Annotated in this window: 22 protein-coding genes; 12 read left to right on the top strand and 10 right to left on the bottom strand. The window is 63.8% G+C overall.

Translation table 11 applies throughout. From position 1 onward, the window contains the following. The first annotated feature begins 23 nt into the window (after window positions 1-23). Window positions 24-908, top strand: coding sequence for a hypothetical protein (locus D886_RS0108605; protein WP_027593526.1), 885 nt, complete (start codon window positions 24-26; stop codon window positions 906-908). A gap of 8 nt (window positions 909-916) precedes the next feature. On the opposite strand, the gene D886_RS0108600 is transcribed toward D886_RS0108605, so the two are convergent. Continuing rightward, entirely contained in the window at window positions 917-1801 is an 885-nt protein-coding gene (locus D886_RS0108600) for a DMT family transporter (protein WP_027593525.1), read from the bottom strand. A 180-nt stretch (window positions 1802-1981) separates the two neighbouring features. Here D886_RS0108600 and D886_RS0108595 point away from each other — a divergent pair, with 180 nt between their 5' ends. After that, complete coding sequence (locus tag D886_RS0108595; protein WP_027593524.1) at window positions 1982-2653, top strand: TetR/AcrR family transcriptional regulator; 672 nt, start codon at window positions 1982-1984, stop codon at window positions 2651-2653. A gap of 6 nt (window positions 2654-2659) precedes the next feature. Here D886_RS0108595 and D886_RS0108590 read toward each other — a convergent pair whose 3' ends face one another. Continuing rightward, complete coding sequence (locus tag D886_RS0108590) at window positions 2660-3667, bottom strand: GlxA family transcriptional regulator (protein ID WP_027593523.1); 1008 nt, start codon at window positions 3665-3667, stop codon at window positions 2660-2662. A 303-nt stretch (window positions 3668-3970) separates the two neighbouring features. On the opposite strand from D886_RS0108590, the gene D886_RS0108585 reads away from it, so the two are divergent. Further along, complete coding sequence (locus tag D886_RS0108585; protein WP_027593522.1) at window positions 3971-4183, top strand: PLDc N-terminal domain-containing protein; 213 nt, start codon at window positions 3971-3973, stop codon at window positions 4181-4183. Between the two features lie 50 nt (window positions 4184-4233). Here D886_RS0108585 and D886_RS0108580 read toward each other — a convergent pair whose 3' ends face one another. Continuing rightward, window positions 4234-4551, bottom strand: a complete 318-nt coding sequence (locus D886_RS0108580; RefSeq protein WP_027593521.1) for a hypothetical protein — start codon at window positions 4549-4551, stop codon at window positions 4234-4236. A gap of 191 nt (window positions 4552-4742) precedes the next feature. On the opposite strand from D886_RS0108580, the gene D886_RS0108575 reads away from it, so the two are divergent. Together D886_RS0108575 and D886_RS0108570 are read left to right on the top strand one after the other, a co-directional pair. Next, window positions 4743-5153, top strand: a complete 411-nt coding sequence (locus D886_RS0108575) for a RidA family protein (protein WP_027593520.1) — start codon at window positions 4743-4745, stop codon at window positions 5151-5153. Window positions 5154-5253: 100 nt separating this feature from the next. Continuing rightward, complete coding sequence (locus D886_RS0108570) at window positions 5254-6126, top strand: DMT family transporter (RefSeq protein WP_027593519.1); 873 nt, start codon at window positions 5254-5256, stop codon at window positions 6124-6126. Here the strand turns inward: D886_RS0108570 and D886_RS0108565 are convergent. Both D886_RS0108565 and D886_RS0108560 read right to left on the bottom strand, forming a co-directional pair. Further along, on the bottom strand, window positions 6123-6842 hold the full coding sequence (locus D886_RS0108565; protein ID WP_027593518.1) for a TorF family putative porin: 720 nt from the start codon (window positions 6840-6842) through the stop codon (window positions 6123-6125). The genes D886_RS0108570 and D886_RS0108565 overlap by 4 nt on opposite strands. Window positions 6843-6923: 81 nt before the next feature. Next, the gene (locus D886_RS0108560; RefSeq protein WP_027593517.1) at window positions 6924-7175 is read right to left on the bottom strand and encodes a hypothetical protein; all 252 of its coding nucleotides are present in this window, start codon (window positions 7173-7175) and stop codon (window positions 6924-6926) included. A gap of 204 nt (window positions 7176-7379) precedes the next feature. Between D886_RS0108560 and D886_RS0108555 the strand changes: the two genes are divergently transcribed. Continuing rightward, a complete protein-coding gene (locus D886_RS0108555) occupies window positions 7380-8846 on the top strand; it encodes a DUF3300 domain-containing protein (RefSeq protein ID WP_027593516.1) in 1467 nt (488 codons plus the stop codon). Then, window positions 8843-9736, top strand: a complete 894-nt coding sequence (locus D886_RS0108550) for a DUF2950 domain-containing protein (protein ID WP_027593515.1) — start codon at window positions 8843-8845, stop codon at window positions 9734-9736. Before D886_RS0108555 ends, D886_RS0108550 begins: the two co-directional genes overlap by 4 nt. A 27-nt stretch (window positions 9737-9763) precedes the next feature. On the opposite strand, the gene D886_RS0108545 is transcribed toward D886_RS0108550, so the two are convergent. The 4 genes from D886_RS0108545 to D886_RS0108530 form a co-directional block, all read right to left on the bottom strand. Continuing rightward, complete coding sequence (locus D886_RS0108545) at window positions 9764-10720, bottom strand: helix-turn-helix domain-containing protein (protein WP_027593514.1); 957 nt, start codon at window positions 10718-10720, stop codon at window positions 9764-9766. A gap of 149 nt (window positions 10721-10869) precedes the next feature. After that, on the bottom strand, window positions 10870-12954 hold the full coding sequence (locus tag D886_RS0108540) for a hydantoinase/oxoprolinase family protein (protein WP_027593513.1): 2085 nt from the start codon (window positions 12952-12954) through the stop codon (window positions 10870-10872). Window positions 12955-12967: 13 nt separating this feature from the next. Then, a complete protein-coding gene (locus tag D886_RS0108535) occupies window positions 12968-14713 on the bottom strand; it encodes a hydantoinase B/oxoprolinase family protein (RefSeq protein WP_027593512.1) in 1746 nt (581 codons plus the stop codon). Window positions 14714-14972: 259 nt separating this feature from the next. Then, complete coding sequence (locus D886_RS0108530) at window positions 14973-15839, bottom strand: LysR family transcriptional regulator (protein WP_027593511.1); 867 nt, start codon at window positions 15837-15839, stop codon at window positions 14973-14975. A gap of 93 nt (window positions 15840-15932) precedes the next feature. Between D886_RS0108530 and D886_RS0108525 the strand changes: the two genes are divergently transcribed. After that, entirely contained in the window at window positions 15933-16364 is a 432-nt protein-coding gene (locus D886_RS0108525; RefSeq protein WP_027593510.1) for a multidrug/biocide efflux PACE transporter, read from the top strand. Between the two features lie 4 nt (window positions 16365-16368). On the opposite strand, the gene csiR is transcribed toward D886_RS0108525, so the two are convergent. Continuing rightward, window positions 16369-17067, bottom strand: a complete 699-nt coding sequence (gene csiR, locus D886_RS0108520) for a DNA-binding transcriptional regulator CsiR (protein WP_027593509.1) — start codon at window positions 17065-17067, stop codon at window positions 16369-16371. Window positions 17068-17263: 196 nt separating this feature from the next. Between csiR and glaH the strand changes: the two genes are divergently transcribed. The 4 genes from glaH to D886_RS0108500 all read left to right on the top strand — a co-directional run bounded on the left by glaH (window position 17264) and on the right by D886_RS0108500 (window position 22077). Beyond that, entirely contained in the window at window positions 17264-18241 is a 978-nt protein-coding gene (gene glaH / locus D886_RS0108515; protein WP_050580735.1) for a glutarate dioxygenase GlaH, read from the top strand. A gap of 22 nt (window positions 18242-18263) precedes the next feature. Then, entirely contained in the window at window positions 18264-19514 is a 1251-nt protein-coding gene (lhgO, locus tag D886_RS0108510) for an L-2-hydroxyglutarate oxidase (RefSeq protein WP_027593507.1), read from the top strand. A 158-nt stretch (window positions 19515-19672) separates the two neighbouring features. After that, on the top strand, window positions 19673-21064 hold the full coding sequence (gabP, locus tag D886_RS0108505) for a GABA permease (RefSeq protein WP_027593506.1): 1392 nt from the start codon (window positions 19673-19675) through the stop codon (window positions 21062-21064). Between the two features lie 119 nt (window positions 21065-21183). Beyond that, entirely contained in the window at window positions 21184-22077 is an 894-nt protein-coding gene (locus tag D886_RS0108500) for a PA4780 family RIO1-like protein kinase (protein WP_027593505.1), read from the top strand. Window positions 22078-22092 lie beyond the last annotated feature (15 nt).

The following is a 22092-nucleotide window of genomic DNA, read 5'->3' as shown; positions in this document are numbered from 1 at the left end:
GATCACGTTTGAGGAGCCTTTTCATGCCGCACACCCTGCGCAAGCGCAGCACCCGCATCGCCCTGACCGCTACTGCCAGCCTACTCGCGGCCACGCTTGGCTTCTTTGCCTGGCAGAGTTTCTACCCCGTCCAGGCTGCCAGCGGCTGGGACGTCGACGTGTTGCACCGCGACGTGGCCAAAGCAGCCTCGTTGCTGCCACAAGCTGACGGCAGCCTGCTGGTCAGCCGCGAACTGGACGACGGCAAAGGCAGCATCCTCAAGATCACCGCCCAGGGCGACCGGGTCGTGGTGATCGACAACCTGTCCAAACCTGATGGCATGGTCGCCGTCGACGGCGGCTGGGTGTTCAGCCAGGAAGGGGGCTTCGCGCCGGTCAGCCTGTCGCGCGATGGCCAGGTGACCCGGCTGTTCGACGGCGAGAGCGTGCAAGGGTTGTGGAATGATGGCGATTTCCTCTATGCCATCGAGGACCGCAAGGGCAATGGCCGCTTGATGCGCTATGACTGGCGCACTGGCCAGCTTGACGTGCTGCGTTCCGGGCTTACCGAAACCGAAGGCCTGACCCGCTGCAGCGATGGCCGCCTGCTGTATACCGAGAAAGCCAACGGCAAGGTCCGCGCGTTGTCCGAAGACGGCCAGGACCCGGTGGTGGTCGATGGCCTGCGTAACCCAACCTTCCTGTTCTGCGACCAGCGCGGTTTGTGGATCAGCGAAGACAACACGCACCGCGCCCGCCTGCTGCGTATCGACGCTGATGGCTCGCGCCAGACCGTGCTGTCGTTCCTCAAGGCGCCGCAGTCAATCGTCGCCGATGGCAAGGGCGGCTACCTGCTGGCTGAGGGCGGGCGCAACCGCGTGCTGCACCTGACCCCACCGGTGGAGCGCAGCACCGCGCAGCGTGACTGACCAATCGTTCAGCTCGGCAGGCGTTGCTTGCGCCCGGGCAGCAAGCCCAGCACCAGCATGCAGCCGAGCAGGATCACCCCGCCGCCGGCGACCTGCAGCAGGCTCAAGGTTTCATCGAGGAACAACGCCCCCACCAGCACCGCCACCAGGGTGACCACGAACTCTACGCTGATGGCGCGGGTGGCACCGATACGGGCGACCAGGCCGAAAAACAGCACATACGTGGTAGCGCTCATGACCCCGCCGCTGATCAGCAGGTAAAGCCAGTCGCTGGCCTGGGGCACGCTAGGCACGGGCACCACCAGCAACAGCGGCAAGGTCATCAGGCCGCCGGCCAGGAATGCGCCGCCGGTCACCGTCCATGGGTCCTGGCCACGAACGTGCAGGCTGGCGTAGTTGCTGCCGAACGCCGCGCTCAAGGCACCGAACAGCGACGCGATACAGCCGTGGATGAAGACGTCGTTGACCGGTTGGGCCGGAAAGCCCACCAGCATGGCGATGCCGACAAAGCCCAGCAGCAGGCCGATGAGGCCTTGCAGGGTGATCTTCTCCAGCCCCCAGACACGGCCGATGATCATCGAAAACAGCGGGATGGTGGCCACGAAGATCGCCGCCATGGCGGTGCCGATCCGTGGCGTGGCGTAAGACATCCCGATCAACTGCCCGGCCACGGTAGTGGCGCCGATCACCAGCAGCGGTTTCAGCAACGGTCGCAGGCGCAAGGCACGGCCGCACACCGCGCCCAGAATGGCCAAAGTACTGCCGGCAATCAGCGAGCGCAGGCTGACCGCGCCGACCCAGCCAAAGGCGTGCACCGTCTTGAGCACCACCAGAAAGGAAAAGCCCCAGGCAATGGCCAGAAACAGGTAAGCGGCAAGGTCACGCGGTTGCATGGGGCAGGGTCCGTCCGGGGCAGAGAAACGCAGGCTAGCGGGTTGAGGGGCGTGACTACAAGCGCCGCCAGTGGTTTGCCTGTAATGCCCTTTGATGGCTACCCGACCAACAGCGTGCTTCCCTGCATGGCCGCGCTCACGGATAATCCCCTCATTCCAATAAACAGCCTGTGAGTGGGTATGAGTGATTCCGTAGTCAGCCTCGGCCAGCCTGAGATCGAAGGGGTGCGCAAGTCGCGCAAGAACAACCCCGAGAAAACGCGCGAGGACATCCTTCAGGCCGCCATCAACGAGTTCGTCCAGCAGGGCCTGGCCGGCGCGCGCGTCGATGCCATCGCCGAGCGCACCGCCACCTCCAAACGCATGATCTACTACTACTTCGGCAGCAAGGAGCAGTTGTACGTCGAGTGCCTGGTCAAGCTCTACGGTGATATCCGCAAGACCGAACAAAGCCTGGACCTGGAGTCGCTGCCGGCCGAGCAGGCGATCCGTCGCCTGGTGGAGTTCACCTTCGATCACCACGACCGCAATGTCGATTTCGTGCGCATCATCTGCACCGAAAACATTCACTATGGCGAGTACGTCAAGCAGTCGCCGGTCATCCGCGAGATGAGCAGCCTGGTGCTCGAAGCGCTCGGCAGCACCCTGCGTCGGGGCGAGCAGGAAGGCGTGTTCCGTTCCGGAATCGAGGTCATCGACCTGCACATGCTGATGAGTTCGTTCTGCTTCTACCGGGTGTCGAACCGCCACACCTTCGGCGAGATCTTCCAGATAGACCTCGCCGACGACGAGATCAAGCAGCGCCACAAGAACATGATCTGTGACGCAGTCATCCGCTATATCCGCGCCTGAGCGGGGTCACTCGCCCAGCCGTTGCTCGCGTGACGGCGGGTAGCCGAAGTACGCCGCATAGCACTTGCTGAAGTGCGACACCGACACGAATCCGCAGGCCACTGCCACTTCCATCACCGACAGGTCGGAATACTGCAGCAGCCGGCGGCTTTTGGTGATGCGCAATTCCATGTAGTAGCGCCGCGGCGAGGTGCCAAGTTGGGCCTGGAACAGGCGGTCGATCTGCCGGCGTGAGCGCCCGCTGTAGGCGGCCAGTTGATCAAGGCTGAGGGTTTCTTCGAGGTTGTTTTCCATCAGCTCGACAATGGTGCGCATGTGCAGGCTCATGGACTTTTTCGCCCCGGGCCCGACCTGGCGATAGCGCGCGCCGGAGAACGACAATATTTCTTCGACGCCTTCGGCCAGGCCATCGCCGTACAGCCTGCGGACCAGGCCGAGCATCAGCTCCATCGCGCCATTGGGGCTGGCGGCGCTGAGGCGGTCGCGGTCGAGGGTGAAGCTGGCCGGGGTGATGCGGGTTTGCGGGCTGCGTTCAGAGAGGCTGGCGCGTTGCTCGGGGTGGATGCTGCAACCGTAGTCGTCCAGCACGCCTGCGCGGCCCAGGAACCAGGCGCCGTTCCACAGGCCGCCCAGGGCCATGCCATGGGCGGCGCAGTCGTCCAGCATGCGGTCGAGCTCAGGGTACTTGAGCGGGGTGCGCAGGCCACCGCAGATGATCAGCAGGTCGAGTTCCTTGAGCGCTTCGGCGGACAGTTCGCTGGCGACCAGCTCCAGCCCCAGGTCGCTCAGCACCCGGTCGCCGTCCAGCGACAGTGGGGTGAATTGGAAGCTGTCGGCGCGCAGCAGGTTGGCCGTGACCAGCACATCCATGGCCACGGTGAAGCTGGCCATGGAGAAGTGTTCGAGCAATACGAAGTCGACCCGATAGGGCGCTTGGGCATTTCCGGTGGTGGACTTTAGCCTCAGCATGTTGCTGGTGCTGGTCTTCTTGCTGAACTGGCGTGGGGTGGGCACTCTGGACTCCGCTTCCTGGCTGGCCAGGCGGAGTGTGGCGGGTGGCCGGGGGAAAGACAATCTCTCGGGTGGGCCTGTCGTATTTCAGGTCGTGTTAAGGCAATGGGTTGAAGGGTGGTTGTGAAATCGAGCGCCGCCCGCGCGTAGGGTTTGTAGGAGCAGCCTTGTGCTGCGAAGCGCCGCCATCGCGGCGCTCGATCCAACAGGCGCTGCAAGCCCGACGGCACGTTCCCCGGGAAATCAATCTGAACCCTCAGCGCCCAAGGCAACCCAACCCATTACATGCCAAATGGGAGAGCGCTCATGGAAATCGGAACGATCTGGATCATCATCGCGGCCTTTGTGATCCTGTTGGAAATCTGGGCCATCTGGCACATCATCGGCAGTGACCGCCGCGCCGAGCGCAAGATGCTGTGGGTCGTCTTCGTGGTCTATGCGCCGTTCCCCGGCCTGTTGTTCTGGGCGTGGCGCGGGCCGCGAGCAGTGAAGGGCAGGGCAGTGCTGCAAGAAAAGTGATGGCCATGGCACCAGGCGCGGGGGCGCCTGGTGCGGTCACTGCTCGCGGCTCAGGGCACGATGCTGAAGTGAATGGCCTGGCCCAGGCCGTCGACCATCAGGCTGCCGTGAAACTTCACCCGCGACACCACACGCAGGCTTTTGAGCTCTTCGTGTATGCGGTCGCGAATCTGCTTTTCGGCTTCATCGACACGGGCTGCCGTGGTGCTTTGGTAAAGCTGGACCACGCCTAGCAGGGTGGTTTCGATGTGGTCCACGGTGTCCCAGCCGATTTTGCGCAAGTGCAGCCGGGCGCGGGCGGCCTCGTCGTCATCGCCGTCATGCCGTGGGTTAATGGTGTAGGCAAGTTGAAAGTGGTGCTTGGTCATTGTCGCTTTCCTTGTTGCGGGCAGGCCTCCGTGCCGGGTTTTGCACTCTAGCGGCAGGCAGACGCCGCTGAAAACACACACGTGGTTCAACACGCTGACCGCGTCATGTGAAAAGTCCTACAGCGCGCTTGACCTCAAGCTAACTCGAGGTCTGATACTCGGCGGCACTTTTCTCCGTGCGAGTATTCACCGTGTCCCGTTCAGCACCTTTCCAGCTGTCCAACCCTGCAGGGCTGTATGACCCCAGTGGCAATGCCTATTCCCATGTCGCAGAAGTGCCTGCCGGCAGCCGTTTGCTGTATATCGCCGGCCAGGGCGGCGAGGACGTCAGCGGGCATCTGTCGCCGGCATTCGCCGACCAGGCCCGACAGGCCCTGGCCAACCTCGAGACGGCCCTGGCCTCCAAAGGCGCCAGCCTGGCACAGGTGTTCAAGCTGACCTTGCTGATCGTCGATCACAGCGAGGCGCGTCTGCAGCAATGGGTGGCCGAGGCTGACAGGGCCTGGGGCCCGGTCATGAAACCGACCTGCACACTGATACCCGTGCCTCGGCTAGCGCTGGGCGGCATGCTGGTGGAGATCGACGCGGTGGCAGCGCTGTAGCGGCTGCCACTCGGGGGTGGCGCCAGGGAAACACTCTGTTGTATATCGGTAGCTGCAGGGCCGATATAACAACAATAACCCTCTCAGAGGTGACCCCACCATGAGCACCGGCACCACCACGCTTACCGACCGCAAGGCCAGGGCCTGGCTCTGGCCCGCACTGTTCAGCCTGGTGGCCTTCGCTGCCAATTCGGTGTTTTGCCGGTTGGCACTGCGGGACGGGGCCATCGACCCCGCATCGTTCACGGTGGTGCGGCTGGCCAGTGGTGCGCTGATCCTCATGCTGCTGATACGGTTGCGCAAACCCGCAGTCCCCCAGGGCGGCAGTTGGAGAGGCGGCCTGGCGCTGTTCCTTTATGCATTCCTGTTTTCTACGGCGTACCTGCAACTGAGCGCTGGCGCAGGTGCGTTGCTGTTGTTCGGCGCTGTGCAGATCACCATGTTTGGTTTTGCCGCGTACAAAGGCGAGCGCATCACCCCGCGGATGCTGCTGGGCATGCTGATCGCCTTCGCTGGCCTGTTGGTGCTGTTGTTGCCCGGTGCCGAGGCGCCACCCTTGCCCAGCGCCTTGCTGATGGCCGCCTCGGGCGTGGCGTGGGGCGTCTATTCGCTGTTGGGCAAAGGCTCACCCAGGCCGTTGGCGGATACCGCCGGCAACTTTGCCCGAAGCCTGCCATGCCTGGTGCTGCTGGCACCCGTGTTGTGGGTCGGTGGCGGCACGCAGTTGACCGCACCCGGTTTACTGTATGCGCTTGCCTCGGGCGTGCTGGCCTCGGGGGCGGGTTATGCCGTGTGGTACGGCGTGGTCAGGCAGGTCAGCGCACAACAGGCGGCAACGATGCAGCTCAGTGTGCCGGTGATTGCCGCAGTGGGCGGGGTTTGCCTGATTGGTGAACCGCTGTCGATTCGCTTGCTGGTGGCGTGTGCGGTGGTGCTGGGCGGTATCGCGCTGGCCCTGGCACCGCGCCGTTAAAAGAAGCTGCGCTGCGCCTTGAGCGTGACGACGCTTTCGCAATACGTGTTGATCCCCGAATACGCATCACAACCGCCGCCACTGAGGTTGGAGTTGCTGTAGATCAGGTTCAGGTCGATGCCCAGCCAAGGCCGCGACAGTTCCAGCGACCAGTCGGAAAAGGCATTCACCTGGCTGCCATCGCCAATGGTGAACGGCGTGCCCAAGCGGTGATGGGCGAGTTTGACGGTGAGGTCGACGTCGAACAGCGGCAATTGGCCGAAGTCGGCGAACAGGGTGCCGGTGCGGTTGTCGGGGTTGTCGCGCAGCGCCCCGCCAAAGCGGCTGCCCAGCACCGACACGCCGCCGTACAGTGCATAACTGTCGGGGCCTGCGACATTCGGCTGGCTGTAATGAATCAAACCCACCTCGTAACCCAGGCTGCTGTCGAAGTGGTGCTTGTAGCCCAGGTAGCTGTCCAACCGCAGGGTGGAGTTCGGGGTGACGCCCATGCTCGGGGCGTATTGGCCCAGGTACCAGCCACTGCGGTGGCTGAGGTCGAGGCCACCATGGAATGCGCCGATGGCGCTGGGCGAAATCAGCCCTTGGGCCATGCTGCGGGAGGGTGTGGTGCCTAGCGTGAAGTCGATGTCGCCCAGTTCGCGTTTCATTTGCTGGGCCAGCAGCAGGGGGCTGAAGAGCAGTGCAGCACTCAGCAACAGAAGGGGCCTGGTCATGGTCTCCGTCCTGGAAGGCTTGCGGTTGAGCGGTAAAGGATACCTGCGCAGGCGGGAGGAGGGAACCGTTGGCTATGGCCTTCAGCCTTTGGTCGAAGGGGCAGCGTCGGCGGCTTCAGTGACTACAGGCAGGTCGTTGGCACGCTGGATCACCCGCCGTTGCTGTTCATAGTCGTCCAGCGACAGGCCACGGCGTTGCAAGGCTTCCAGTTGCAGTTGGCGGGTTTCTTCGGCGCTGTACGGGCGCAGTTCGGGGTGGCTGGCACAGCCGGCCAACAGGGCGATGGCGGTAGCGGCCAGGGCAGTGAGCGAGAGGCGGGCCAGGGTATTCATCGGGTAGCTCCGGGGTGCGGGGATTCGCCAAGTTCGAATCAATGGCGCTAGGTTATTGGGCCGGGCCGATCAGTAGAAATTGCCTCGTTCGATAGTCACTATCGATACAACCATCAGTGCGAAAAGTTAGCGCCCTCTCTGCTGGTCAAACGGATTGCCATTGCTACCCTTAACCCACGCGGTCTGACCTCATGGGGATTAGCGATGCGCATGCCATTGATTGCCGTCCTTTCGGCGGTGCTGTGCCTGAGCGCTGCACCCGGCCGGGTGCTGGCACAAGATGTACCCGCGCCGGACCCGGCCCCACAAGCCGACACGCTCGCGGCCAAGGAGGCGGTGTTCACCCAGGAGCAACTGGACCAGATGCTCGCACCCATCGCGCTGTACCCCGACGCGTTGCTGGCCCAGGTGCTGATGGCCGCCACCTACCCGGGGCAGGTGAGTGAAGCCGTGACCTGGTCCAAGGCCAACCCCAAGGCCTCTGGCGACGATGCGGTCAAGCAAGTGGCGAAACAACCGTGGGACCCGAGCGTGCAGGCGCTGGTGGCCTTCCCGCAGTTGCTGGCGACCCTGGGCCAGGACCCCGTGTGGGTACAACGCCTGGGCGACGCCTTTCTTGCGCAACCCGACGATGTCATGGCCGGCGTGCAGCGCTTGCGTCATCAAGCGCAGGCGGCCGGCAACCTTCAGAGCAACCAGTACCAGAACGTGACCGTGCAGGCGGCTCCGGCGGCAGCGCCGGCTTCCAGCGGTGGTAGCAGCAAGCAGGCTGCGCCGGCCAGCAGCCCGCCCACCACCATCATTATCGAGCCGGCCGACCCGCAAGTGGTGTACGTGCCCAGCTACAACCCCACCACCACCTACGGCACCTGGGCTTACCCGGCCTCGCCGCCGGTGTACTACCCGCCACCGCCGATGTACTACGCCGGTTCCGCGCTGGTGGCGGGCCTGGCCTTCGGAACGGGCGTGGCGATTGTCAGTTCGCTGTGGGGCGACTGTGACTGGGGCAACAATGACATCGACATCGACGTCAACCGCTACAACAACATCAACGGCAACAACCGCATCACCAACAACCAGAACAAATGGCAGCATAACGCCGCGAACCGCGAGGGTGTGCCTTACCGCGATGCCCGCAGCCGCCAGCAATATGGTCGCCAGCTGGACGGTGCTACCCAGCGTACCGCGTTCCGTGGCGACGACGCCCAGCGTGCCCAGGCACGCAACAAAGCCAGGGCTTCAATGGACCGGGCTGGCATCGAGCGGCCGGCCACCAGCAACCGCCAGGCCCGCCAGCAGGTGCGCGAGGCGCAGGCGGGCAATTCGGTCGGCAATCGCATGCAATCGCGTAACGACGCGGCACGGCCAGCCGACCGCCGACAGGAAACACGTAATACCCAAGGCCGGCAGCAGAACAACCAGGTCAGCCCACGCAGGCAAGGCGAAGGCCAGGCGCGGCAAGGGGCGCAGAACCGCCCCGCCAATACCGCAGGCCGGGCGCGTAACAATGCCTTCGATGGCGTGCGCTCGCCGTCGCGCACCAGCGCGCAGGCCAGCCGCGGCCGCACCAGCCAGTCGTTCGCCCAGCGGCCGAACGCATCGCGTGCCGCCGGGCACCCGATCTCCCGGCCCAGTGCGCCTGCACGCCGCGGGGGAGGTGGCCGTCGATGAACCGTCCATTACTCGGGGCATTGCTGCTCACTGCAGGCCTGGCCTGGTCATCCCTGGCCGCTGCGCAAGACGCTTTTCCGACACCGGAGAAGGCCGTGGAGGCCTTCGTCGCGGCGCTGGGCCAGGAGCAACCTGATGAAGCCCGTCTGGCCCAGTTGTTGGGCGATGATTGGCGTACTTATATCCCGCGCGGGGGGGTGCAACGCAGCGATGTGGACACGTTCCTGGAGCAGTATCGCGCGCAGCACAGCATCGACATGACGGCCCAGGGCAAGGCCATACTGGCGGTGGGCAGTGATCACTGGACGTTGCCTATACCTCTGAGCAAAAGCAGCCAGGGCTGGCGTTTCGACCTCAAGGCCGGCAGTGCCGAAATCCGCGCCCGGCGCATTGGCCGCAACGAACTGGGCGCCGTGCAGTCGATGCTGGCGTACCACGACGCGCAGATGGACTACGCCTCACAAGACCGCAACGGCAATGGCGCGCTGGAATACGCGCAGAAAATTTTCAGCGAGCCTGGCAAGCATGACGGCCTGTACTGGGACGATGAAGGTGATGGGCAGGTCAGCCCGCTGGGGCCGCTGTTCGGCCAGGATGTGGTGGGTGACGACTGGTATGGCTACCACTTCCGCATCCTCGATGCGCAAGGCCCGTCGGCCCCCGGGGGCGCCTACAGCTACTTGATCGGCAACCAGATGAGCCGCGGCTTTGCCCTGATTGCCTGGCCAGCGAAGTATGACGACACAGGGGTGATGAGCTTCATGATCAGCCATGACGGCCAGGTCTTCGAGAAAGACCTCGGGCCACACGGGGACAGGCTAGCCAAGGAGATGAAACGCTTCGACCCGGATGACAGCTGGAAAGAGGTCGATACCACGGCGATCGAGTGAGCACGGCGCATCCCTGCGCCGCCGCCTTCAGTGCGCGCGCGCCGCGCGCACCTCGCGGGCGGTACACCCATAGCGCTGGCGAAAGGCCCGGGTGAACTGCGCCTGGTCGGCAAAACCCCAGCGAAACGCCAGTTGGCCGATAGACAGATGGCAGTGCGGGTCGCACAGCTGGCGATGCACTGCCTCCAGGCGCTGTTGGCGCACCCATTCGCCCAGGGTATAGGGCGTGATCGAGAACAGCTTGTGCAGGTAGCGCAATGACAGGCCGCAGGCCGTGGCGACGGCTTGCGGTGACAGGTCGGGGTCGCCGAGGTTTTGCAGCACGTAGTGCTCGACACGGGTCAGGTGCAGCGTGCTGAGGTTGGAGCCTTCACTGCCCAGCACCCGTTCGTCCTGCTGCAAGGCCAGCAGCAGGGTAGCACTGGCCTGCTCCAGCAGCAGGTGGCGGGCGGCTGCGGGGCTGGCGTCGAAGTGGCGCGCGCAGAGGTCCAGTTGCTCGACAAAGATGCGCCCAAGGCCTTGGCTGGCGTCGAAGCAGTGGCGGGTGTAGCGCTTGTGCCCGAGCAAGTTGGCCTTGAGCGCGCGTTCAGGCAGTTTCAGCACCCACAGGTCGTTCTCGGCCCGGTAATGGAAGCGGTAAGGCGCATCGCCGCGCTCGACGATGAAACCGCCCGGGCGGCAGCTCACTGGGTGGCCATCCTGCTCGAAGTGCACCTCGCTGCGGCTGGGCACGGTGACCAGGTAGAACGCGTCAGTGTCCTGGCCGATGTGCGCCTTGCTGCGGGAATAGCCAAGCTGGCTGGAGCGCAGGCGTGACAGGCTCAGCGGCGTGCTGGGGGTGCTCCAGCGCTGCAGGTGGCCATCGAAGGGTTGCTCGGCGGCAAATTCCAAGCTCAAGGGGAAGTAGGTGTCGCTGATGGCTTCGGCCCAGCGCGCCTGGCGTTCGGGTTGCGGCCAGCCATGGGTCGACAGTTCTGTGGGCATGGGTTGTCCTTTTTCAAAGAGGGCAGCATTGAAAAAAGGAACTGCAGGCAAGCTACTCAAGCAGCTCTTGTTATTGTGCAAAAACGCCCGGCAGCGCAACGCTGCCGGGCGGGTGTCACGCCCATGATCGGCGCGTGCCGACCCTTTGATCAAGCCCCGCGTGTCACCCGGTACGTGGCCGAAGGTTCCAGGCAGGCCTGCCAGCCTGGCGGCACGACGATGTTGGTGGTGTCCTCCTCGATCACACAGGGGCCTTGCACCGTCTGCCCGGGCAGCAGGTGGTTACCGTTGAACACCGGGGTGTGCTGCCACTCGCCGTCGGCACTGAACAGCATCGGGCGCTCGCCCGCTGGGACTGCAGCAGGTGGCTGGGCCGGCCCCTGCAGTTCTGGCTGTGGTGGGCGCGGCAGGTGACCGATCACCGAGCACTCCAGGTTGACCAGTTCTACCGGGCTCTCGGGCTCACTGTACGAGTACAGCGTCTGGTGGCGAGCGTGGAAGGACTCGATCAACGCTGCCAGCCCGTCGCTGTCCAGGCTGTGGCGCTCCAGCTCCACGCTGCACTCATGGATCTGCCCGCGGTAGCGCATTTCCAGGGTGTAGTGGCAGCTGCTGGCCTGGTCGCCGAAGCCGTCTTCACGTAGGTTCGCCAAGCCTTGCTGGCGCAGTTCGGCCAGGGCCTGGTTGAGCTGCGCGAGGTCGGCGTGTTCGGCGTCCAGGCGCATCGACAGGCTGGTGAGCTGGTCGTAGCGCACATCCGAAAGGATCTGGCCGAAGGCGCACAAGCCAGAGGCCACCTTGGGGATCAACACGGTGTGCATGCCAATTTCTTCGGCCAGGCGCACCACGTGCATACCCGCTGCGCCACCCGCGCCGATCAGGGCGAAGTCGCGCGGGTCGTGGCCGCGTTCGATGGAGACACGGCGGATGCCGTTGACCATGTTCAGGTTGACCAGGGTGGTAACGCCAAACGCGGCGCGCTCAACACTGATGCCCAGCGGTTCGGCGATCTTGCTGCGGATGGCCTCCAGCGCAGCCTGGCGATTGAGCGTAATACTGCCGCCCAGCAACGCACGGTCTGGCAGGTAGCCCAGGGCCAGGTTGGCGTCGGTCACGGTGGGTTCACTGCCGCCTTTGCCGTAGCACACCGGGCCAGGCTTGGCGCCCGCACTACGGGGCCCGACCTGCAGCATGCCGAACTCGTCGAGGTGCGCGATGGAGCCACCGCCGGCACCCAGTGTCTCCACCTGGATCATCGGCACGCCGATGCGCTGGCGCAGGAAGTCCACATCCTTGCTGAAGTTGGTGCGCCCGGCATTGGTCAGGGTGATGTCGAACGAGGTGCCCCCCATGTCCACGGTGATGACGTTGTCGATGCCAAACGGGCGGGCGACCGAGAGCCCCGCCTGGGGCGCCGAAGCCGGGCCGGAGTTGATGGCATTGACCGCGCGCTCACGCATCAGGTGGCCGGGCGCCAGGCCACCGTTGGACTGGAAGTAGCGCACCGGTTGCTGGGCGCCCAACTCCTCGAACAGGCTGTCGATACGCGCCACGTAGCGCGCCATCACCGGGCTCAGGTAGGCGTTGACCACGGTGGTGGAAGTGCGGGTGTATTCGCGGATTTGCGGGAACACTTCAACGCCTGTGCAAACGAACACCCCGGGCAGCGCTGCCCTGACCAGCTCGGCGGCACGCTGCTCATGGCTGGGGTTGCGCACCGACCAGAGGAAGGAAATGGCCACCGCTTCCACGCCTTCGGCGCGGAAGTAGTCGATAGCCTCATGCACGGCGCGCTCGTCCAGCGGGCTGTGCTCGCGGCCATCGCCGAGGATCCGGCCACCGATCGGGCGCCGCAGTTGACGCGGGGCGAGCATGTGCGCCGGCGGGTAGTGGGCGTCATAGCGGTGGCCCTCTTCCTTGTGGCCCAGGCGGATTTCCAGGCTGTCTTCGTGGCCCTCGGTGCACAGCAGGCCGACCTTGACCCCGGTGCGCTCGATCAGGGCGTTGAGGGCGACCGTGGTGCCGTTGATGCACAGGTCGCAGTTGGCGATGATCTCGGCCGGCGTGCGGCCGGTGGCGTCGGCGATTTGCGCCAGGCCCGCGCGGATGGCCAAGGTGCCGTCCTGCGGCGTGGAAGGGGCTTTGAACAGCTGCACGCCGCCATCGCGGTCAGCCAGGATGAAATCGGTGAAGGTGCCGCCGGCGTCGATGCCCAGGCGATATTGATTGCGCATGATGGGTCTCCGGTCAGTGCAGGTCGCGGGCAAGGCGGGTGGCGGTTTCATCGAGGTGGCCGTCAGCATCGACGACCACGCCGTATTCCAGGGCGGCGCCGTGGGGCGAGACCAGGCCGTTGCGCAGGTCTTGCAGCACGGCGGCTACCGGGCGGCGCAGGGGGTCGCCATAACCGCCGCCCCCCGGGTTGATGTTGATGATCCGCTCGCCGGGCTGGAGGGTGAGCATGGGGTTCTGGGTGTAGTGGTCTTCCGAGCCATCGGCATGACGGTGGATCAGGCGGCCGAGTTTGGGCTCCAGCAGGGCATTGCGGGCCCCGGCGGCGCCGGCGGTGGGCAGTTGGCGGCCCTCGCCGAAGCCGACCACGGTCATTGCGTGTTGCAGGGGCTCGATCTCCAGGCGGGTGCCGGAGCCGCCGCGAAATTCACCGGCGCCGCCACTGTCGGCCATCAGGCTGTAGCGGTGGATGAGTATCGGGTAGGCGTGCTCCAGCAGCTCGATGTCACCGCTCATCAAGGCACCGAAGCAGCACAGCGGCCCACAGGCATGCCAGCCATCCATGACTTTGTTGGCCCCCGCGCCGGCAATGATCGAGGCCAGGACCATGGTCACGTACTCGCTGTTGCCGTTGCGTGGGTCGTGGCCGGCGATGTTGATACCGCTGGTATGCCCCCAGGAGGCCGTGACCCGCTGCGGCGAAGCTTGCTCCAGTGCCGTGCGCACGGCATCGGCCAAGGTTTCCATCGGAGTCGTGGTGCAGTTGACGTGGGGGGCTGGCTCCTGGGCGTTGCACAGCGTGCCCTTGGCGCCGACATCGACCGTGACGCAGCGATACAGGCCTTCGTTGTAGGGCGGTGCGACCTGAGCGAACATCATCAGGCCAAGGTACACACCCGACACCGAATTGCCCTCGTAGGAGTTGATGAAGTAGGGCACCTGCGGCGGGCTTTCGATACGCACATGGGCTTGCTCGCCGCGTATCTCGACATGCGCGGTGATGGCCAGTTCGCCCAGGCCGTGGCCGGCGTCTTCGAGCACGGCGGTGCCGCGGTAGTGGCCGTCCGGCACGTCACGCAGCAAGGCGCGCATATGGCGGTCGGCCATGTTCTTCAGCTCGGCGATGCAGGCACGCACCTGCTCCACGCCGTACTTGTCGAGCAGGTCGAGCAGGTGCCGCTCACCGACTTTGCAGGCGCCGTACTGGGCGTTGAGGTCGCCCTCCTGATAGGGGCGGGCGCGCATGTTGGTGAGCATGAAGTTGATCACGTCTTCGCGGCGCTTGCCCTTTTCCCACAGCTTCACGGGCGGGATGCGCAGGCCTTCGGCGTAGATTTCCTTGGCGTCCGGGTTGTAGCCGGCCGGTACCGGGCCGCCGATGTCGGTGAGGTGGCCTTTGCATACAGTCCAGAACACCAGTTCGCCCTGGTAGTACACCGGCTTGTACATGCAGCAGTCGAGGATATGGCTGCCCTTGTACGCCGGGTCGTTGTGGTAGATCACGTCACCTTCGGCGATATCGTCACCGAAAAACTCGGCCACACACTTCATGGCGGGGATCAGTGAACCCAGGTGGATGGGGATGTCCTGGCCTTGCAGGATCATTTCGGGGAGGTGGTCGAATAACGAGTTCGAGTAATCATGGGCCAGGTTGAACACACTGGAGCGGCCGGTCTTTTCCAACGTCAAGGTCATTTCGCGCTGCGCTGTTTCCAGCGCACCCCGGACCACCGCAAGGGTGATCGGATCTACTGTTTTCATAGGTCACCAACGTTTGTTCTTGTGCTTTTGGGTGCGTGCCGCAGTAATCGGCGCGTGGTGACAGGCTACGGGGCGAGCGGGGTGGCTGACTTGTCGGTGGGTGTACTGCTTGTTGCGCTTGGGTGCACTGTTGTATGCGATCGCTAGCCCACTGTGGGAGCCGGCTTGCCGGCGATGCAGGCGACGCGGTGCATGGCACCGGCTTTGCCGGTGATCGCTGGCAAGCCAGCTCCTACAAGGCCCCCCTCAAAATCAGGGGTCAGGTATCTGCCTGCTTACCCAGCAACCGCTGCACCAGCCATTGCCCGGCTGGGCCGAGGGCGCGGCGGCGGGACCAGGCGATGTCCATGTCGACGCGGCGCGGATAACCGGCCACCTGCAATTCCACCAGGCCGCTGCCAAAGCGCGTGACCAGGGCCTTGGGCAGTTCTGCCCAGCCAAAGCCACGGGCGGCGAACTCCAGCAAGGTCAGGTAGTCCGGCGCCGACCAGGCCTGGCCGCGGTCGTGGTGCAGGCTGGGGGCGTAGGTCTTGATGTACAGCTGGCGTACGGTCTCCAAGTGCTGGCGCTGCACCGTGCTCAGCGCCGCCAGCGGGTGCTCGGCGCTCACGTACACACAAAACTCCGCCTGCTCAGGCAGGCGCGCCACGGCGACATCGGCGGGGTATTGGCGCTGCGCGGCAAGAATGCCGATCTGGGCCATGTCCTGCTGCACCAACTCGATCACGTCAGCGTCTTCCGAGGGCCCACAGCGCAGCTCGGTATGCGGGTAGCTGTGTGCGAAGCCGGCCATGACCGCGCTTTGGAAGGTGACGCTGTAGCTGTCCGACATCACCACCGAGACCAACGCTTCAACGTGCTCAGCCAGCCTCAGTGACAGGGCGTCGAGCCCGGCACTGGCGTCGAGGATCGCTTCGACATGGGGCAACACCTGGCGCCCGGCAGCATTGAGCGTAGGGTGGCGCCCGCCGCGGTCGAACAGGGGGCAGCCGATATCCGCCTCGAAATTGGCTATCGCAATGCTGACGGTGGACTGGCTTTTCTTCAGTTTGCGGGCCGCCGCAGAGAACGAGCCCAGCGCGGCGGCTTCGACAAAGGCAAGCAAAGCTTCAGGTGAGTAGCGCATAGGTATTGATAAAAACGATAGGAGCTATATCGCGAGTATCTGTTCCATCAAAGAAAATAGGAAGCACGTCTCAAGCAAATGATGGAATTCAAGATGAAAAAGGTCTCTTTCACCGAACGCATGGTCCATGCCGTAGGTTATGAAGTATTCGCTGTGCTGTTGTGCGCACCGCTGTTGTCCTGGGTGCTGGGCAAGTCGTTGGCAACGGCCGGGGGGCTGGCGGTGACCCTGTCAGTGATCGCCATGGCCTGGAACGTGGCCTATAACGCACTGATCGACCGCGTCGTGCAGACCGAACGGGTTGCCTGGAAGCCTTGGGCGCGTGTCGCCCATGGCCTGGGCTTCGAGGCAGGCCTGGTGGTGTGGTGCCTGCCCGTGGCGGCCTGGATGCTGGATATTTCGCTGCTTCAGGCGTTCATGGTCGAGTTGGGCTTCTTCGTGATCATCCTGCCCTACACCGTGGTGTACAACTGGGCGTTCGACAAAGCCCGGCACTATGTGGTCCAGCGCCAGGCCGCCGCCTGACGGCCTACTCCCCGCGCCCGATGCCCTCGGCATGCATGATCTGCGCGATGATTGGCACGGGGGTCATCAGGTGCGAGTGCATCATGGCGCTGGCGCGCTTGGCGTCGCGGGCCAGAATCGCCTCCACCAACGCTGCGTGCTCCTGGCGCTTGAGTTCAAGGGCCTGCTCGGAAAACACCGTCTGCGTCAGCCACAGATGCCGATAACGCTCGGCCTGGTCGAACAGGTAGGTGCGTGCCTGCAGCAAGTGCTTGGAGCCGCAGCCGGAGGCGATGGCGGTGTGAAACGCCTTGTGCCGCTCGTCCCAGACGTCCAGGCGCTGCTCGCGGGTTTTCACCTCCACCACTTTGGCCAAGGTATGCGAACAGGCCAGCACCGAGGCCTCCCAGGCGTCGTCGCCGCGTTCGATGGCCAGGCTGATGATCATGGCTTCCAGGTTGGCGCGGGCATCGTAGATGTCGTTCATCTCCGCCAGTGACATGGGGGCGACACGGTAGCCCTTCTGGCTGATGGCATTCACCAGGTGCTCGGCCACCAACTGCGAGAGCGCCTCGCGCAGGGGCCCTACACCCAGTTCATAGCGGTCTTTGAGGGTGCTCATCAAGAGCTTTTCCCCCGGCTTGAACACGCCACGGATGATGTCTTTCTTGAGCCTCTCATACCCGCTGAATGCTGAATTTTGTCGGGGCGCGAGCGCTTCCAAGGTCCTGTTCCTCAAAACGTTTTGCCGATCATACCGAAACCACTGGCGGACGAAAAACAATGGACATACGCGCTCTTTATCTTCGTTTTATAAAAATGTAGACATTTTTGTTGAGTGGCGATATTTTTGCTTCGCCTGCACTGATCCAGATCACACACTGGGCGGCGCCACTCACTTTTTCTGCCAGGACCTAGCCATGAACGCTTTTACGCAGATCGACGAACTTGTCATGCCGTTGCCACTCGAACCGCGGGGTTACACCATCGCCCCTTCGAAGCAGTCGCCGCGTCTGCTTGAACTGACCTTTGCCCGCGAGACCGTGGAGGCGTTCGTCAAGGCCGTGGCCGAGTGGCCGGTGCAGGCGTTGGAGTACAAGTCGTTCCTGCGTTTCCGGGTGGGCGAAATCCTTGATGATCTGTGCGAAGGCACGCTGCGCCCGGTATTGCTCAACACCATCCTCGACCGCGCCAGCGGCGGCATGCTGATCACCCCGGTCGGGCTGGATGACGTGAGCCAGGCCGAGGACATGGTCAAGTTCACCACCGCCTGCGCCCACCTGATCGGTCGCTCCAACTACGACGCCATGAGCGGCCAGTACTACGCCCGCTTCGTGGTCGTGAACAGCGACAACTCCGACAGCTACCTGCGCCAGCCACACCGCGTCATGGAGTTGCACAACGACGGCACCTTCGTGAACCAGATCACCGACTATGTGCTGATGCTGAAGATCGACGAAAAGAACATGGAAGGCGGTAATTCGCTGCTGCTGCACCTGGACGACTGGGAAGACTGCGACGCGTTCTTCCGCCACCCGATGGCGCGCCGTGAGATGCGCTGGACCGCGCCACCGAGCAAGAAAGTGGCCGAGGACGTGTTCCATTCGGTGTTCGATACCGATACCGAAGGCCGGCCGACCATGCGCTACATCGACCAGTTCGTGCAGCCGGAAAACTTCGAGGAAGGTATCTGGCTGAACGCCTTGTCCGAATCGCTGGAGGGCAGCGACAAGAAACTTTCCGTTCCGGTGGCAGTGGGCAGCTTCGTCTTGATCAATAATCTGTTCTGGCTCCACGGCCGCGACCGCTTCACCCCGCACGATGGCTTGCGCCGCGAGCTGATGCGCCAACGCGGCTATGTCGCCTTCCCCAAGCCGCTGTACCAGCGCGGCCAGTAAACACGGCGCGGGAGGTAACACTGTGTACGACTTCATCATCATCGGCGGTGGCATTGTGGGCATGTCCACTGCCATGCACCTGATCAAGGTGTACCCGGACGCCAAGATTCTCCTGTTGGAGAAAGAGTCCGGCCCGGCCCGCCACCAGACCGGGCACAACAGCGGCGTGATCCATGCCGGGGTGTACTACACCCCTGGCAGCCTCAAGGCGCGCTTCTGCCTGGAAGGCAACAAGGCGACCAAGGCCTTTTGCACCGAGCACGGCATCGCCTTCGATGAGTGTGGCAAGCTGCTGGTGGCCACCAACGACCTGGAAATGCAACGCATGAAGGCGTTGTGGGAGCGCACCGCGGCCAATGGCCTGGAGCGTGAATGGCTGTCTGCTGCCGAGCTGCATGAGCGCGAGCCCAACATCGTCGGCCTGGGCGGGATCTTTGTCCCCTCCAGCGGCATCGTCAATTACGCCGAGGTCACGGCGGCCATGGGCCGTCAGTTCCAGCGTGCCGGTGGCGAGATCCGCTACAGCGCCGAGGTGATTGGCCTGGAAGAGCGCGCCAGTGAAGTGATCGTGCGTACCCGCAGCGATGAGTTCCACAGCCGCTTCCTGGTCACCTGCTCGGGGCTGATGGCCGACCGCGTGGTGAGCATGCTGGGCATCCAGACCAATTTCGTGATTTGCCCGTTCCGCGGCGAGTACTACTTGCTGCCCAAGCAGCACAACCAGATCGTCAACCACCTGATCTACCCGATTCCGGACCCGTCCATGCCGTTTCTGGGCGTGCACCTGACGCGGATGATCGACGGTACCGTGACCGTCGGGCCAAACGCGGTACTGGCGATGAAGCGCGAAGGTTATCGCAAGTCCGACGTCAGCCTTGGCGACATGTTCCAGACCCTGACCACACCCGGCATCCTCAAGGTGCTGGCCAAGAACCTGCGGCCGGGCCTGATCGAGATGAAAAACTCGCTGTTCAAGGGCGGCTACCTCAAGCAGGTGCAGAAGTACTGCCCGAGCATCACCAAGGACGACCTCACGCCATACCCGGCGGGTGTGCGGGCACAGGCGGTGTCACGCGATGGCAAGCTCATCGACGACTTCCTCTTCGTCAACTCCGCACGCAGCGTGAACGTGTGCAATGCGCCGTCGCCTGCCGCCACCTCTGCCATTCCGATCGGCGCCTACATCGTCGAGAAGGTCTGCGAACAAGTCAGCCGCCAAGGGGGCGGCTCGCTCAAGCCTGACTTGGCGGGCAAGCAGCGCGCTGCCAGCTGAGGCGGCAGCTAACCCCGGTGGATCTGCGTTTCGTTTTACTCAACCCGTCCTTGCCCTACTCACCATTTAGGGCAGGGCGGGCTTTTTCGCGCCCGCGTTCGCTAGCCATGCGTGCTGACGGCTTAGCGCGGGCATGACAAGAATAAGAAGGTAAGACCATGCAAACAGACAAGAACAATTTGAGTCATGGATTGAAATCGCGGCATGTCACCATGCTGTCCATTGCCGGGGTGATCGGCGCCGGCCTGTTCGTTGGCTCTGGGCGGGCCATCGCCGAAGCCGGGCCTGCAACCATCCTGGCCTATATCCTGGCCGGCGGGTTGGTGGTGCTGGTGATGCGCATGCTGGCGGAAATGGCAGTCGCTTCGCCCGACACCGGCTCGTTCTCCACCTATGCCGACCTCGCCATCGGCAAGTGGGCCGGCTACACCATCGGTTGGCTGTACTGGTGGTTCTGGGTGCTGATCATCCCCATCGAAGCCAACATTGCCGCCACCATCATCAACACCTACGTGCCGCAGATGGAGATCTGGGTATTGTCGTTGGTGATCACGCTGCTGCTGACCGCCACCAACCTGTTCAGCGTGAAAAACTACGGTGAATTCGAGTTCTGGCTGGCGCTGGTGAAGGTCATTGCCATCGTCGCCTTCATCATTCTGGGTGCCTGTGCCATTTTCGGCCTGCTGCCCAGCTCCGGTGTCAGCGGTGTTTCGCGCCTGTGGGATACCGGTGGGTTCATGCCCAACGGCTTTGGCGCGGTGCTCAGCGCCATGCTGATCACCATGTTCTCGTTCCTTGGGGCCGAGGTGGTGACCATTGCCGCTGCAGAGTCCGACGAGGCGGGCAAGCACATCTCCAAGGCCACCAACTCGGTGATCTGGCGGATTACGCTGTTCTACATCCTGTCGATCTTCATCGTCATCGCGCTGGTGCCCTGGACCGACCCACGGCTGGCCACTGAAGGCTCGTATGTCACGGTGCTGGATACGCTCGGCGTGCCGCATGCCAAGGCCATCATCGACTTCGTCGTGCTGACTTCGGTGACCAGCTGCCTCAACTCGTCGTTGTACACCGCCTCACGCATGGTCTATTCGTTGAGCCGCCGGGGTGACGCGCCGGCCTGTGCCCAGGTGACCAGCCGCAGCGGTACGCCGATTGTCGCGGTGCTGTTGTCTACCGGGGCGGCGTTCCTGGCGGTGATCGCCAACTACCTGGTGCCGGCCAAGGTGTTCGGCTTCCTGATGGCCAGCTCCGGCGCCATTGCCTTGCTGGTTTATCTGGTTATCGCCATTTCCCAGCTGCGCCTGCGCAAGCGTCTGACCGCCCAGGGCAAGACGCTGAGCTACCGCATGTGGCTGTTCCCGTGGCTGACCTGGGGCGTGATCCTGTTCATCAGCAGCGTGCTGGTGCTGATGCTGTTCCGCCCGGATCATCGCCTCGAGGTGGTTTCGACAATGGTGCTGGCGGTGTTCGTAGTGTGCTCGGGGTTGTTGATCACGCGCCGACGGGCGCGGGTGGCGCAAGGCAGTGCTGTGGGGCAGGGCGCCTAGGCGCCCGAAACACCCCGAACAGACGAACGTTGCATCACAGACGAGCAAGATCCATCAGGCTGTGAGAGGATGACCGCCACCTCCACGGCTCGGCCACAGGACCCCAGAACTCAAGCCTGATGAAGACTCCAAAAAGAATCGAACCCCTGATCGAAGACGGCCTGGTCGACGAAGTACTGCGACCTTTGATGAGCGGCAAGGAAGCAGCCGTCTACGTGGTGCGTTGCGGTACCCAAGTGCGCTGCGCCAAGGTCTACAAAGAAGCCAACAAACGTAGCTTCCGCCAGGCCGCCGAGTACCAGGAAGGCCGCAAGGTCCGCAACAGCCGCCAGGCCCGGGCCATGGCCAAAGGCTCCAAATACGGCCGCAAAGAGGCCGAGGATGCCTGGCAGAACGCCGAAGTGGCGGCCCTGTTCCGCCTGGCCAGTGCCGGTGTCCGGGTGCCCAAGCCTTATGATTTCCAGGATGGCGTACTGTTGATGGAGCTGGTGACGGACGCCGATGGCGATGCCGCGCCACGCCTTAACGACGTGCACCTGGAGGCCGACGAGGCCCGCGAGTTCCATGCATTCGTCGTCCGCCAGATCGTGTTGATGCTGTGTGCGGGGCTGGTGCATGGTGACTTGTCCGAGTTCAACGTGTTGCTTGGCCCTGAAGGCCCGGTGATCATCGACTTGCCGCAGGCGGTGGATGCGGCCGGTAACAACCATGCGTTCAGCATGTTGCAACGTGACGTGGGCAACATGGCGCTGTACTTCGGCCGCTTCGCCCCCGAGCTCAAGAGCACCCGTTACGCGCAGGAAATGTGGGCGTTGTACGAGGCCGGCGAACTGAAACCGGACAGCCCGCTGACCGGCGAGTACGAGGAGGATGACGAGGCTGCCGATGTGGATGGCGTGTTGCGTGAAATCGACGCCGCACGGCTCGACGACGCCCGCCGCCGGGCGGCGCTGGCCGATGCTGAGCGCGGCCCGGTCAAGGGCGAAGAGCCGCCACCGCCCTGGTTGCAGTAAACAGTCACCCACAGG

It is taken from the genome of Pseudomonas sp. LAIL14HWK12:I7, assembly GCF_000483465.1.
Taxonomy (GTDB): domain Bacteria; phylum Pseudomonadota; class Gammaproteobacteria; order Pseudomonadales; family Pseudomonadaceae; genus Aquipseudomonas; species Aquipseudomonas kermanshahensis.
The sequence above is the reverse complement of the archived record's forward strand: the minus strand, read 5'-3'. Positions and strand labels throughout refer to the sequence as shown.

Bases quoted from the DNA above. Each gene is read 5' to 3' on its own strand.
- D886_RS0108570 (WP_027593519.1), top strand. From the start codon at position 5,254: ATGAGCACCGGCACCACCACGCTTACCGACCGCAAGGCCAGGGCCTGG.
- D886_RS0108530 (WP_027593511.1), bottom strand. From the start codon at position 15,839: ATGCGCTACTCACCTGAAGCTTTGCTTGCCTTTGTCGAAGCCGCCGCG.
- D886_RS0108525 (WP_027593510.1), top strand. From the start codon at position 15,933: ATGAAAAAGGTCTCTTTCACCGAACGCATGGTCCATGCCGTAGGTTAT.
- D886_RS0108550 (WP_027593515.1), top strand. From the start codon at position 8,843: ATGAACCGTCCATTACTCGGGGCATTGCTGCTCACTGCAGGCCTGGCC.
- glaH (WP_050580735.1), top strand. From the start codon at position 17,264: ATGAACGCTTTTACGCAGATCGACGAACTTGTCATGCCGTTGCCACTC.
- D886_RS0108585 (WP_027593522.1), top strand. From the start codon at position 3,971: ATGGAAATCGGAACGATCTGGATCATCATCGCGGCCTTTGTGATCCTG.
- gabP (WP_027593506.1), top strand. From the start codon at position 19,673: ATGCAAACAGACAAGAACAATTTGAGTCATGGATTGAAATCGCGGCAT.
- D886_RS0108535 (WP_027593512.1), bottom strand. From the start codon at position 14,713: ATGAAAACAGTAGATCCGATCACCCTTGCGGTGGTCCGGGGTGCGCTG.
- D886_RS0108595 (WP_027593524.1), top strand. From the start codon at position 1,982: ATGAGTGATTCCGTAGTCAGCCTCGGCCAGCCTGAGATCGAAGGGGTG.
- D886_RS0108545 (WP_027593514.1), bottom strand. From the start codon at position 10,720: ATGCCCACAGAACTGTCGACCCATGGCTGGCCGCAACCCGAACGCCAG.
- D886_RS0108560 (WP_027593517.1), bottom strand. From the start codon at position 7,175: ATGAATACCCTGGCCCGCCTCTCGCTCACTGCCCTGGCCGCTACCGCC.
- D886_RS0108605 (WP_027593526.1), top strand. From the start codon at position 24: ATGCCGCACACCCTGCGCAAGCGCAGCACCCGCATCGCCCTGACCGCT.
- D886_RS0108600 (WP_027593525.1), bottom strand. From the start codon at position 1,801: ATGCAACCGCGTGACCTTGCCGCTTACCTGTTTCTGGCCATTGCCTGG.
- D886_RS0108580 (WP_027593521.1), bottom strand. From the start codon at position 4,551: ATGACCAAGCACCACTTTCAACTTGCCTACACCATTAACCCACGGCAT.
- D886_RS0108565 (WP_027593518.1), bottom strand. From the start codon at position 6,842: ATGACCAGGCCCCTTCTGTTGCTGAGTGCTGCACTGCTCTTCAGCCCC.
- D886_RS0108555 (WP_027593516.1), top strand. From the start codon at position 7,380: ATGCGCATGCCATTGATTGCCGTCCTTTCGGCGGTGCTGTGCCTGAGC.
- D886_RS0108540 (WP_027593513.1), bottom strand. From the start codon at position 12,954: ATGCGCAATCAATATCGCCTGGGCATCGACGCCGGCGGCACCTTCACC.
- D886_RS0108500 (WP_027593505.1), top strand. From the start codon at position 21,184: ATGAAGACTCCAAAAAGAATCGAACCCCTGATCGAAGACGGCCTGGTC.